The sequence below is a fragment of the Corynebacterium sp. L4757 genome, assembly GCF_043673995.1.
Classification (GTDB): domain Bacteria; phylum Actinomycetota; class Actinomycetes; order Mycobacteriales; family Mycobacteriaceae; genus Corynebacterium.
Window position 1 is genome coordinate 194,691 of record NZ_JBIMEN010000004.1, and the last position, 12,801, is coordinate 207,491.

Sequence of the window (12,801 nt, forward strand, 5' to 3'; positions counted from 1 at the left end):
ATTAGTCGAGCTGTGTCAGTTTCACCGGGCAACGTGAAATTAGGACACAATGGAAGATGTGAACGCACCTATTTCTCAGACCCCAGGATCGAACTCTTCTTCCGCTGCTGCCTCATCGGCTGCACGTGGCCAGGGCGTGAGCCCGCAGGCAGGTATGCCGGAGCAGCCTTTAGAGACCCACGATGACTTGCTGATTGATTTCCGTGGCGTCGAACTTCGCCGCGGCGGCAACACGCTGGTGGGACCGGTGGACTGGCAGGTGGAATTAGATGAGCGCTGGGTCGTGATTGGCCCTAATGGTGCTGGTAAGACCTCATTGGTGCGCATGGCGGCAGCAGAAGAGTTTCCTTCAAAGGGCACGGCCTTTTTGATGGGTGAGCGCATTGGTAAGACCGATATGCGTGACCTGCGCGCAGTTATCGGTATGTCCTCGGCAGCAGTGCAGCACCGGATTCCGGATAATGAGGTTGTTAATGACTTGGTTATTTCCGCCGGTTATGCGGTGCTCGGTAGGTGGCGCGAAGAATATGAAAATATGGACTTCGATCGTGCTGATGTCATCTTGGAGCAGGTAGGCGCAGCCCACCTGGCTGAGCGCACCTGGGGGACCCTGTCTGAGGGTGAACGCAAGCGCGTTATCCTCGCGCGCGCCCTGATGTCTGACCCAGAATTGCTCATTTTGGATGAGCCGACCGCCGGTATGGACTTAGGTGGACGCGAGGATCTGGTGGGCTACTTAGGTGATTTGGCCATGGACCCGGATGCCCCAGCTATCGTGATGATTACCCACCACGTGGAAGAAATCCCTTATGGCTTTACCCACGCCATGATTTTGGATGAAGGTGAGGTCATTGCCAAGGGACTGATTAATTCGGTGATGACTTCTGACAATCTCTCCAAGGCTTTCCACCAGCCAATCCAAGTGGACCGCATTGGGGACCGCTACTTTGCCCGCCGGAATCGTTCCGCACGAACCAGCCACCGCAAGTAATAGCTCCCTCCACAAAGGGGGTTATATCCTCCGTAAAAGGGGCTAGAACGTGTCTTCAGTCGGTGTGGGTTGGTGCAAGGACGTACGATTAAAGGCAAATGAGCGAAACAGATAAAGATCTGAGTAGAGCTCACATAGACCCAGCTCAGATCGATGCGATTGATGCTGCCGAAACCACGGGGTTTAACGGCGGCAGGATGGCAGCGACCGTCCTGCTGATTCGTGACGGTAAAAACGGACTAGAGGTCTGGGTCCAAGAACGAGTGTCCACCATGGTGAACTATCCCGGTCACGTGGTCTTTCCTGGCGGCGGCGTGGATAAGCGTGACTTCCCACCCCGTTCCTGGGATTCCGGTGAGCTGTGGGCGGGCCGTTCGGTGGTCGCGATGGCAAGGCGCATGGGCGTGACTAAATATAAAGCGCACGCTCTGGTATTTGCAGCAGCCCGTGAGCTTTTTGAAGAAGCTGGCACGCTCTTAGCCATCAAAGACGATAATCACATTGATGATGCCACTCCGTACCACGATTTCCGCGAGAAGCTCGAGTCTCATGAAGTCTCTTTTACAGACTTTCTCGCGGAGCATTCCATGCGCGTGGATTCAGACTTGCTCATCCCATGGGCCAGGTGGGTTGGCTCATCCGGTGCCAAGAACTGGTTTGATACATTCTTCTTCCTCGCGCTATTGCCTGAGGGCCAAAACCCCGATGGCAATACCGGTGAGGCCGATGATGCGAACTGGTTTCCGCCGCAATTGCTCCTCGATGGTTGGAAAGCTGGCCTCGTGCGCCTCGTCGTGCCGACCTGGGCGCAGATTAAGCGCCTCGCCCAATACAACTCCGTTGCCGAAGTCCAAGATGCAGCATCACTATCTGATACCCGCCCGGTAATTGGCGACCCGCGAGATGATCCCCGCTACTATGACTTTTTCAGCACTACACCGATTGATCGGATTTCATGGCGTACACCTTAAACGACATTGAGTTCCTGGCTACCCAACAGGAAGATATCGCGCGCACCTCCGCATCTTTGGAATTAACCAAGGCCTCGACCCTGAGCGACATGGAGACTCTTCGCGCACACTTCGGCGAGCACTCCCGTGCCGTCGCCGAGCTCGTCACCGCGCGCCGAGCAGGGCAGCGCACCCACAAGTTCCGGGGTGTCAGCATAAAAGCTGAACACCCAGAGGAGTCTGGACGCTGGTTGGTGGATACTGACTCCGTGCAGCAGGCCACCGCGGCGCCGGTGGCGAATTATCGCGCGAGCATGCTGCAGGCAGCGGGGGTGACGTTGGTGCATGATGTGACCTGCTCCGTCGGATTTGAGGGTGCCGCCATCACGCGCAAAGGGATTGAGTATTTGGGCAGTGACATTGATGTCGCACGCTTGTCGATGGCACGCCGCAACGTCCCCCGCGCCTTCTTCATCCGCGCTGATGCCCTGACGCAGACCTCCACCGCAGAGGTCATTCTGGCGGATCCCGCGCGCCGTGCTGGAGGAAGAAGGATCGCAGCGCCCGAGGACCTATTGCCACCGCTGCCGGATTTGATGGATACGCACCACGGTAAGCAGATGGTTATTAAATGCGCGCCGGGGTTGGACTATTCCTCCTGGGAAGGCGGGGTCATGGTGACGTCCCTGGATGGTGGAGTGAAAGAAGCCTGTCTCTTTAGCCCGGAGATCCTTAACCGTCGCCGCGCGGTGATACTCACCGCCCAGGGCGAGGTGGATGTCCTTGACGAGTATGACGGCGAGCGCGCGGAGCTACCCGAAGCAGGGGAGTTATCCACCTTCATCATCGACCCCGATGGTGCGGTCGTGCGCGCCGGGCTGGTCAAAGACTACGCCGCGCGTGAGGGCCTGTGGCAGATCGATGACCGCATCGCTTATCTGACCGGCCCGCAGATTCCGGCAGGGCAGTCTGGGTTTGAATTCATTGAAGAAGTACCAATCAAAAAGCTGAAAGCGGCACTGGCAAGCCATGATTGCGGCAGCCTAGAAATCCTCGTGCGCGGGGTTGATATGGACCCTGACCAGCTGCGAAAGAAGCTGAAACTGCGCGGGGCGAGGTCGATGGCGGTGGTGATCACGCGCATCGGCAAGCGTGGCGTCGCGCTGATTTGTGGCGCACGGCAATGGGGATAAAGCGTGATACGTGAAACCAAACTAGTTCTAAAGTAGTAAAGCCTATTACTATGGACAGTTGAATGAATTTCGCAATGATTTTATGAGCTAATAGAGAAAGGTGAACGCCTAATGCCCACCATCGTGGCACTGGTTAAACACGTTCCTGATACGTGGTCGACTAAGACCCTGGAAGCTGACCACACCCTAGACCGTGAATCCGTTGACAATATGCTCGATGAGATCAACGAATTCTCCGTCGAACAGGCCCTGCGTATTAAGGGCGATGATTCTGCGAACCAAGTCATCGCGCTGACCGTGGGACCGGCATCAGCTGATGAAGCATTGCGCAAGGCGTTGGCCATGGGTGCTGATGATGCAGTGCACGTGCAAGATGATGCACTCGCTGGCTCTGATGCTTTGGCCACCACCTGGGCTATTCACAATGCTCTCAATGCCATTGCAGCTAAGTTCGGCAGCGTTGACCTAGTGGTCATGGGTAATTCCGCATCGGATGCAGGCACCGGCTTGCTCGCTGGCATGCTGGCGGAATACCGTCAGACGCCAGCTTTGACCAATGTCACCGGCGTGAGCCTGGATGGCGATAAGGTCAACGGCAAGCGCGAAGACGCCGCTGGCCAGTGGGAACTTTCTGCGACCCTGCCTGCGATTGTGTCTGTTACCGATAAGGCTGACCAGCCCCGTTTCCCGAACTTCAAGGGACTCATGGCCGCGAAGAAGCATGACGTCACCGTCTGGTCTATCGCAGATATCAATGTGGATGCAGCCAATGTTGGCCTGGCGGCATCGACTACCGCTGTGACCGCCGCGCAGGAGCGCCCGGCGCGCACCGCGGGTGAAGTTATTGACTCTGGCAGCCCTGAGGAGATGGCGGCGAAGGTCGCTGACTACTTGGCATCGAAGAACCTTATTTAGGAGATAGAAGTGTCACACGTATACGTACTTATTGAGCACGATGCCGGCCAGCTCAACCCAGTGAGCGCCGAGCTGCTGACCGCCGCACGCCCTTTGGGCGCGGTCTCGGCCGTAGTTGTTGGCGGCCACGCTGAGGAGCTGGCTCCTGAGCTGGCGAAGTTCGGTGCTGTCCAGGTGGTTAATGCCACCGCCGCTGATTATGACGCGCGTTTGATTACCCCTGAGGTAGATGCCCTTCAGGCACTTGGTCAGGCGAACCCCGCGCCGATTCTCATCGCTGCAACGCCGAAGGGCAATGAGATTGCTGGCCGTTTGGCTGCACGACTGGCTTCTGGCGTGCTGTCGAATGTGTCCGCTATCAATGCGGATAAGTCTGCGACCTTGTCCATCTTTGGTGGCGCCATCGACACCACCGCGCAGGCGCATGGCAATTGCCCGATTTACACCCTGCAGCCAGGTGCCGTGGCACCAGTTGAGCAGGCCGTGGAAACCCAGCTGGCGCCAATGCCTCTGCCAGCAGCGACTGAGCGCGACGTGCAGGTTACCGGCTTTACCCCGGCTGTGAAGTCCGCTCGTCCTGAGCTGGGCACCGCCAAGGTGGTTGTGGCTGGTGGCCGCGGCGTGGGTAATGAATTTGCCGGCGTTGTGGAGCCGCTTGCCGATGCCCTCTCGGCCGCCGTTGGCGCCACCCGTGATGCCGTGGATGAAGGCTGGTACGACCCTGCCCTGCAGATTGGTCAGACCGGTGTCACTGTTTCTCCGGACCTCTACATTGGCCTGGGAATCTCCGGTGCGATTCAGCACACCTCCGGCATGCAGACCGCCGGTACGATTGTGATTGTTAACCAGGACCAGGATGAACCTTTCTTCCAGATCGCTGATTTGGGCGTTGTTGCTGACCTGCATGAATTTGCCCCAGCTCTGGTTGAGGAATTGAAGAAGCGCGCTTAAATGTCTTATTTCGATTACGCAGCAACCCAACCTATGCGTCAGTCTGCGATTGATGCGTGGGTGGCAGCTTCCGGCATGCTCAATGCTGGCGCTCAGTACACCTCGGGCCGCAAGTCCCGCTCTGTGCTGGATGATGCCCGTGAAACCGTGGCGGAGCTGCTCGGTTGCGAGCCAATTGAAGTAGTCTTTACCGCCTCTGGCACTGAAGCAGACAATATTGCTATTCAAGGCCTATTCCATGCTTCCACGAATGAGGCGGGCGCTGGCCGGATTATCTCCAGCCCGATTGAGCATTCAGCTGTCCGCGATACGGTCGCGCGTTTGGAAGAACAACATGGTGCCACCGTGGATATGATGCCAGTTGGCCGCGATGGTCACATTTCCGATCTGTCTGCGCTGGATACTCCGGCAGCGGTGGCAACCAGCATGTGGGCCAATAATGAGACCGGCGCTATTCAGCCGGTTGAAGACATCGTTGCCCGCGCTGCTGCCGTGAATACTCCCGTACACGTTGATGCGGTGCAGGTCGTGGGCAAGCTGCCTATCAACTTCCATGAGCTTGGCGCTGCCACCTTGGCAGCGAGCGCCCATAAATTTGGTGGCCCGCGCGGTATTGGCCTGCTATTGGCCAAGCGCACCCCGGCACCACGCCCGTTGATGTTCGGCGGCGGTCAGGAACGCGGTATTCGCCCTGGCACCAATGATGTTGCCGGCGCATCGGGTCTCGCTGCCGCGCTGAAAGAATCTCTGGCGCAGTTGGATGAAGAATCTGCCCACATTCGCAGCCTGCGCGATCGGCTCAAGGCCGGGATCATCGATACCATCGATGACGTCGTGGTCAACACCACCGAGCCTTCCTTAGATTCGCACCTGCATGTGTCTTTCCCCGGCACTGATGGTGATAGCCTCATCATGCTTTTGGACCAGCGCGGCATTGAAGCCGCCACTGGCTCTGCCTGCCACGCGGGCGTTAACCGCATGTCGCATGTGCTGGAAGCCATGGGAGTGACCGATGACCAAGGCCGCGGCTCGCTGCGTTTTACTTTGGGCCGTCTCTCCACTGAGGACGACGTCAAACAGCTACTCGCCGTCCTACCGGAAGTCATTACCTTGGCCCGTTCCGTCTAAGACACAAAACAGACTCGAATCCCTACCGCTGAGCAATCCCAGCTCATCGCGGTAGGGTTTCGCATTTCTCCACACTCTTCGTATTTCCTCAATCCCCTCGAATAACTGTTTCCAAGACCCGGGGAACCTTTCTCAACCACATTGAGTCTAAGAAGATAGCGCCTTATCAGCGCCATATTTTTATGAGTTTGGATATCCATCCCGGGGGAAGAGTGCTTAAGAAGAATATCGTTATCAGCCTGTTTATTGCTGCAGCCACAGCATCCGCTCTAAGCGCATGCACCGTCCAACTTCACGATGACGGCATCGGCGTCGGCGGGCCTATGTTTGACAGCGGTTCCGGGGACCAGGGCATTGACGATGAGGACAAAAGCAGCGGAGGAAACGGAAGCACTGGAAGCAGTGGCATCGGCGAAGGTGGTATCAGTCTTCCCATCGGTGGGAACCGTAGTAATGCTCAGCAAAAGGGAGTTCTACCTGCCCTGGGAAGATTCGACCCAAACGCTGCAGATTTCGAACTCTTTGATCCTTGCACCGATGAATTCGAGTCATTGCTGATTGAGAATGACATTGGTTCATTTAGCGATTCTGGTCGAGGTGAATTTCCTGAGGACTATGATGAGGGTGTATGCAGCATTGATACGGGGCGCGAGATGGGCATAGGGTATTCGGTTGGAGTCTCCAGTCATGACGGAACGAACGACGAATTTAAGATGCTCGTAGATTCTGCGGAGATTGAGGGATTAAGCTGGTCGAAAGCTCTTGGGGGAGACCAAATTCAGCTGTTTAATTTTCTGCCCGGTGATGACTATGTCTGCTTGGCTGGTGTGGAAACTGTCGGCGGCAACTTTTCCTTGTTTGTGGGGGACCTGCTTACCACAGACCCAGATTTTGACGCCTGCGCGGAAGCCGAAGGACTGATGATAGACATCTTTCGTGCTGACGGGCAGATCTAACTCATACAACTTAGAATATCGATTGAAATTTTTCGGGGGAAGAATGTTTAATAGACGGGTCAGCCATGCTGCCGTTGCTGCGGTGACTGCTGGCGTGCTCATGAGTGGTTGTAATGCCTGGTCAGATTCCACTGAAGCCGATGCACGCGCTGAATCAACTGAGACCACCAACTCCATTGCCGGTAGGCCATCAGAATCAGTTTCTCAAGGTGCCGCAATTTCCGATGACGAGATTGGTCTCTCAAAATCTGGTGAGACATATCCAGGAGCTCCATTTATTCCGGAACTAATGACCATTGATGGTCTTTCTGACGCTGAATTTGATTTTTATCCTTGCCTGGAGATTCCGATGGAGTTCTTTGAAGAGCTCGGGCTTGAGGTGGCGTTGAAGGATGCAACGCAGGAAGAGTTGGAGGACTATTGCCTCTTCTACGTTCCAGTTGAGGTGGGGGAAGCAACGCTAAATGTTCGCGCCGCCCCCTATAACAGTGAGAGTTTTGATGCAGTACCAGGTGAGACTGGTTGGTCAGCCGGTGGCGACAACATTCCATTAATTACCAATCGGTCAGAGGGGCTCGATGGAACTGGTTGTACAGCATCTGTCGATACATCAGGAGGTTCTCTATCGGCGAGCTATCAGATGTACTTCGTTGAGCGGCCTGTATTGGACAGTTGCGACCAAGCAGCGTTCTGGCTCACTGAAATTCTTAGATTGGATGGAAAAATTGCGCATTAATAAACTGAGGATACTTGATTCGCTCGAAAGACTTCGGTTTCTTGACGAAGATACTAATAGAGCAATTCGCTATGCAGATTCCAATATTGGACGTGACTTCTCACCGGTTGCGGGACTCTCGGAAGCTGGTGAAATTCATGGACAAGCAATTTCCCGGGATCCTGCCTCAGCGAAGGCATCATTGGAAAAGTTCTCCGGTCAGCTTCCTTGGGTACGCGAGCTTTTGGAGCAGCAGGTTGACGCGGTCCGAGCGCAAGACTCTGGTAATGCACAAGGTTTAGATATATCGGACATGGGAGGCACCGTGGGTGAGACGGCTATGCCAATCATTAATCAGCCAGAGCCGGGATACTCGCCGTTCTCTTTCGTGCAGCCAGTTGTGATGCTGGGGCCGTCCTTGGATTTATTTAGCGGCCAGTATTCGCAGACGAAGTTTGACCAAGCTGTTGCGCTTGCAGGCAACTGGAGTGAACTGAAGAGTCGAATGCTTAGCCAGGTTGAGTCATTGAATTCGATTGCTGGTTCACTGGAATCGGAACACGATAGTGATTTCACGTTCAGTGCAGCGCGCAAGGTTCGAGAGATGGCCGGGCATGGGCAGCAATTTGCAGCGAATGCGGAATTGATGAGTCAGAAGGCATTCAGACTGGCTCAGCCTATACCGGTAAACAATCTAGGAATAATGGGTGATGTAAAGAGTATGCGCCTGATTCCGGATGTAGCTGCGCAGAAAGCATTTGAGACTGTCACTTTGGCGAAATGGCAGCAGACGATCAATGGCCAGTTAACCGGAAGTCTTCCTGAACAACAGAAGTTGATGGACGCGCCTATAGCGAGCGGCGGAGGCGGGCAATTCAATATCGGTTTGGGTCAGATTGCGGGGCTCGGGGAGAGATATACAACTGAGGATGAGACGTTGCCGCGAGAGATTCAACAGGCGTTTGAAGAAGGGGTACTCGTGCCAGGTTCGTTTGAGATGGTCGATGGGGAGCTTCGTGCTTTGGAGCGGGTTGACCAAGGCTTGGTTGATGAAGTCAATCGCTTCCTAGATCAGCGCACGGAGGAGCTCTACGGCGGGGGACGTTTGCAGGAGTACATCAACAATGGCATGAGGTCGTTGGAAGAGACATCGACGCAAGCAGCCAATTACTCGGGTACTGCAGGAGGAAGCCGTGGTGGCTTTACTCCGAATGATGGTTTAAACGCTGGTAGCGGAGTCGGAGCTGGAACGGGGACTGGTGCAGTATCGGGTTTTAGCGGTCAAGGTAGGAACTCGGGATTTACTCCTGGGCAAGGCGTTATGAACGCATTCGGTGGACTGGGATCAGGAACGAGCGCTGATGGGCCCCGTGAACACGCAGGTGCCGCACGCGGGAGCGCTGCTGGAGGCGGGCGTGCTGCTTCTGGTGGAGCAGAGAGTACTGGCCGCGGTGTGGGCGGTGACCGGGTAAATGAGCGCACCGGTGGTGGGGCAGGCGCGGGCACAGCCCAAGCCACACCAGACGCGGGTCCAAACGCCAATAATGCGCAGAACAATGGGCGTGGCACAGGCCCGATGATGACACCTGGCGCAGCGGGTCAAGGTCAAGACAGGAAAAAGCGCGGGCCGGTGAAGTCAGTGATGTCACGGGTCGAATTGGATAAGAACCGACGTGACCTTTTAGGAGATCCGAAACCGGCGCTTCCCGGGCCGATCGGAGATTGGGCGAGGCATTAAGAACAGAAATCTTCTTCAGTTCGGAAACTACTGGTCATGGTTGATTGTGAGTTGTATAGAGCGAACCATCATTGAAAAGTTACGTGTGATGCCTGTGTTGCTAGAGTGAAATAAGTTATGCTCTTGTGCATGCGAAAATTCCGCTTGCTGACAGCCGTGACCGCTACTGCCGCCGTTGCGGGATCTCTTTTGATTCTCCCTGCAACGGCAATTCCAGGCCTGCCTGCTAATTTGCCTTCGGGGCTTCTCCCAGACGATATGGTGCAGACTGCATCGACCGTGCCGGGTATCGCGTCAGGCGTTGACGTTTCACGGTGGCAGCATCCGGATGGCCAGGCCATTGCCTGGGACCAGGTTAAGACGGATGGTCAATCCTTTGCGGTTGTGAAGGCATCGGAAGGCACGACGTGGACCAATGAGCACCTGGTCCAAGACACCACTGATGCAGCGGCTAATGGCCTGAAGGTGGGTACTTATCACTACGCTCGTCCAGCGGGTGATGCGCGTGAACAGGCGCGACACTATGCATCCCATTACAACCAGGTTGCTAACCATTCTCTGCCGCCGGTCCTTGACTTGGAAGTGTCGGAAGGGAAGAGTCCGGAGCAGCTTGCACAGTGGACTCGTGACTTTATGGATGAGATTGAAATCCAGACCGGTCGCACACCAATGATGTACACCTACCGCTACTTCTGGATAGAGCAGATGGGTAATACCCAAGAGTTTGCGAATTACCCACTGTGGCTTGCGGCCTATCAGTCCACCGCGCCAGAACCTGTTGGCGGTTGGCAAAAGATGGATATGTGGCAACGTTCCGACTCCGGTCGCGTTAACGGTATCGCTGGTGATGTTGACCTGAACCTATTCAATGGCAATCAGGCGCAGCTGGATATGTTTGCATCAGGACAGCTACAGGCTTCGGGCGGCAAGCTCGAGGGCTTGACTGTTGATGACGGTATCGACTTGGGTGGAGATGCAACTGTTGTCATCGGAGTAATTCTCGCGTTGGCAGCAGGATTGATTGCAGCTCCTGCATTGGCGGATGCAGCCCAACAAGCCAACTTGGATGGACTGCCAGATGTAGTCAATAACCTCATCGCAACTAATAGCCTTCCAACTGATCAGCTGCAGACCATGCAAGATGGCAACTACACCCTTGGTGACTTGGTCATATTGCTGGATAACGCTAACCATGTTGCTGAGGCAACGGGCACCAATAACACTGCTGAGTACCAGGCTGTGATGGGCGCACTCAACGGAGTCGCTGGCCGCTAAAGAGTCTTTGGTTCTAGTTTTCCGAAGCAGGATCGCGATTGGGCTGGGCACCGGAAGCAAACTTCTCAGTCCAGGCTGGTCCCTTGTATTGAGCAGGTACTGCGCCACTCAGTAGCCGCGAGTTAAGCGCTTGGTTGGCTGCGGGAAGCTCGTCATCAGAAGCGATGAGAATGATATTTCCGTAGCGGCGGCCTCTAAGCATCGGGGGATCTGCGATCACCGCGACATTGTTAAAGACCTCTAAGAGACCCGCGATTTCTGCTTTGGCACCGCGCAGATCAGAGTGGTCACCACAATTTGCTGCATAGAGCCCGCCTGCAATCAATGAGCGATGGGCCGCTTGGAAAAATTCGACGGTGGTCAACGGCGTTGGTGTGACCGCCCCAGCGAAGACGTCACGGATGATGATGTCGCGACTAGCGGGTAGAAACTTCTCCGTTTCCTCGCGTGCTTCACCCGCGCGAATCTTGACCTTGGGCGCGCGTGGAATATCGAATTTCTCGCGCACGAGTTCACCAAGTTTGGCGTCGAATTCCACCACGGTGTTCTTCGAGTCATCCCAGAGGTCCGCAAAGTAGCGGGCTAGGGAACAAGCGCCGCCACCAAGATGCGTAATGCGGTGGCCTGACGCGAATACTTCTACGCCGGCAGCAATCCAACGCATGTACTCAAATTCCAGCTCACGCGGTTCGCCCGGCACGATATGGGAGCTGGGAACACCATTGACGTGCAGGATAAACGCACCATCGCGGAATGGGTCCGCTTCAATTTCAGCAGTACCCGTGGAGATGTCATACGTACCCACTGGATTGCTCTGTGCCGCAGTGCCTGAGACTGCGGAATTGTGACCCCTTTGGCTGCGCTTTCTACCCATAGCGCTAAGAGAGTACACTGCCTTAACATGCGAGTTTTGGTTGCCATGTCAGGAGGCGTCGACTCATCCGTTGCTGCGGCCCGTGCGGTCGAAGCAGGACACGAGGTGGTCGGCGTCCACCTTGCCCTACACAAAGATGCCCAACAGACCCGCGAGAAGGCTCGCGGCTGCTGCTCCCTGGAAGATTCCGCTGATGCTCGGCGCATCTGCGATAAACTCGGGATCCCATTTTATGTGTGGGACTTCTCTGAAGAATTCAAAGAAGCCGTCATCACTGACTTCGTCGACTCCTATGAGCGCGGCGAAACTCCCAACCCGTGCCTGCGCTGCAATGAGAAGATTAAGTTCGCAGCACTGTTGCGCAAGGGCATGGCACTCGGCTTTGATGCTGTTGCCACCGGTCACTACGCCACCTTGGACAAGGATGGCTACATGCGCCGTTCTCTGGATGAGAATAAGGACCAGTCCTATGTTCTCGGCGTGATCACCGCGGAAGAGCTCAACTACTGCTACTTCCCAATTGGTGATACGCCAAAGCCACAGATTCGTGAAGAAGCAAAGCGCCATGGGTTCTCCACGGCGTCTAAGCCTGACTCTTATGACATCTGCTTCATTCCAGATGGCAATACCCAGGCATTCTTGGGCGCGCGTATCGGTATGCGTCCAGGCATGATCGTGGACCAGGATGGTACTGAGCTGCGTGAGCATGATGGCGCGTGGAATTACACCATCGGCCAGCGCAAGGGCTTGGACATTAAGGCACCGGCTGCCGATGGCCGGCCGCGTTACGTTACGGGTATCGATGCTCAGACCGGCACCGTGACCGTTGGCTCCCGTGAGGACCTCAAGGTCACTGAGATTACCGCTGATCGTTTGAAGTACCTCCACCCAGCAATGGATGGCGAATTCGACTGTGACGTACAGGTCCGTGCCCATGGATCGGTGGTGTCGTGCCACGCACGTGTTGATCGCAATTCAGACATGATGATTTTGACTCTCAATGAGCCACTTTCTGGTGTCGCCCCGGGGCAGGCCGCAGTTCTGTACTTCCCATCGCCCGATGAGCTTGGTGACATCGTGATCGGCTCCGGCACCATCACTACTACCGCATAAAT

At 55.6% G+C, this 12,801-nt stretch carries 12 protein-coding genes; 11 read left to right on the forward strand and 1 reads right to left on the reverse strand.

Annotation, left to right across the window (positions count from 1 at the left end):
• Nucleotides 1-154 precede the first annotated feature (154 nt).
• The 10 genes from ACG98I_RS07020 (at nucleotide 155) to ACG98I_RS07065 (ending at nucleotide 10,812) form a co-directional block, all read left to right on the forward strand.
• Nucleotides 155-991 carry an ABC transporter ATP-binding protein gene (locus ACG98I_RS07020; protein ID WP_394719469.1) on the forward strand — a complete coding sequence of 279 codons (837 nt, stop codon included), beginning with the start codon at nucleotides 155-157 and terminating at the stop codon, nucleotides 989-991.
• A 98-nt stretch (nucleotides 992-1,089) separates the two neighbouring features.
• Nucleotides 1,090-1,962: an NUDIX hydrolase gene (locus ACG98I_RS07025; protein WP_394719344.1), complete on the forward strand. Its 873-nt coding sequence runs from the start codon at nucleotides 1,090-1,092 to the stop codon at nucleotides 1,960-1,962.
• On the forward strand, nucleotides 1,947-3,134 hold the full coding sequence (locus tag ACG98I_RS07030; RefSeq protein WP_394719342.1) for an SAM-dependent methyltransferase: 1,188 nt from the start codon (nucleotides 1,947-1,949) through the stop codon (nucleotides 3,132-3,134). Before ACG98I_RS07025 ends, ACG98I_RS07030 begins: the two co-directional genes overlap by 16 nt.
• A gap of 111 nt (nucleotides 3,135-3,245) precedes the next feature.
• Nucleotides 3,246-4,049 carry an electron transfer flavoprotein subunit beta/FixA family protein gene (locus ACG98I_RS07035; protein ID WP_394719340.1) on the forward strand — a complete coding sequence of 268 codons (804 nt, stop codon included), beginning with the start codon at nucleotides 3,246-3,248 and terminating at the stop codon, nucleotides 4,047-4,049.
• A gap of 9 nt (nucleotides 4,050-4,058) precedes the next feature.
• Complete coding sequence (locus tag ACG98I_RS07040; RefSeq protein WP_394719338.1) at nucleotides 4,059-5,000, forward strand: electron transfer flavoprotein subunit alpha/FixB family protein; 942 nt, start codon at nucleotides 4,059-4,061, stop codon at nucleotides 4,998-5,000.
• On the forward strand, nucleotides 5,001-6,128 hold the full coding sequence (locus ACG98I_RS07045; RefSeq protein WP_394719336.1) for a cysteine desulfurase family protein: 1,128 nt from the start codon (nucleotides 5,001-5,003) through the stop codon (nucleotides 6,126-6,128).
• Nucleotides 6,129-6,340: 212 nt separating this feature from the next.
• Nucleotides 6,341-7,084: a hypothetical protein gene (locus tag ACG98I_RS07050; protein WP_394719334.1), complete on the forward strand. Its 744-nt coding sequence runs from the start codon at nucleotides 6,341-6,343 to the stop codon at nucleotides 7,082-7,084.
• 43 nt (nucleotides 7,085-7,127) lie between these two features.
• Entirely contained in the window at nucleotides 7,128-7,820 is a 693-nt protein-coding gene (locus tag ACG98I_RS07055; RefSeq protein ID WP_394719333.1) for a hypothetical protein, read from the forward strand.
• Nucleotides 7,801-9,537: a hypothetical protein gene (locus ACG98I_RS07060; RefSeq protein ID WP_394719331.1), complete on the forward strand. Its 1,737-nt coding sequence runs from the start codon at nucleotides 7,801-7,803 to the stop codon at nucleotides 9,535-9,537. The genes ACG98I_RS07055 and ACG98I_RS07060 overlap by 20 nt, the downstream gene beginning before the upstream one ends.
• A 129-nt stretch (nucleotides 9,538-9,666) precedes the next feature.
• Entirely contained in the window at nucleotides 9,667-10,812 is a 1,146-nt protein-coding gene (locus ACG98I_RS07065) for a glycoside hydrolase family 25 protein (protein ID WP_394719330.1), read from the forward strand.
• A 13-nt stretch (nucleotides 10,813-10,825) separates the two neighbouring features.
• Here the strand turns inward: ACG98I_RS07065 and ACG98I_RS07070 are convergent, their stop codons facing one another.
• Nucleotides 10,826-11,686, reverse strand: coding sequence for a spermidine synthase (locus ACG98I_RS07070; protein ID WP_394719328.1), 861 nt, complete (start codon nucleotides 11,684-11,686; stop codon nucleotides 10,826-10,828).
• Between the two features lie 27 nt (nucleotides 11,687-11,713).
• Between ACG98I_RS07070 and mnmA the strand changes: the two genes are divergently transcribed.
• Nucleotides 11,714-12,799: a tRNA 2-thiouridine(34) synthase MnmA gene (mnmA, locus tag ACG98I_RS07075; RefSeq protein WP_394719326.1), complete on the forward strand. Its 1,086-nt coding sequence runs from the start codon at nucleotides 11,714-11,716 to the stop codon at nucleotides 12,797-12,799.
• Nucleotides 12,800-12,801 lie beyond the last annotated feature (2 nt).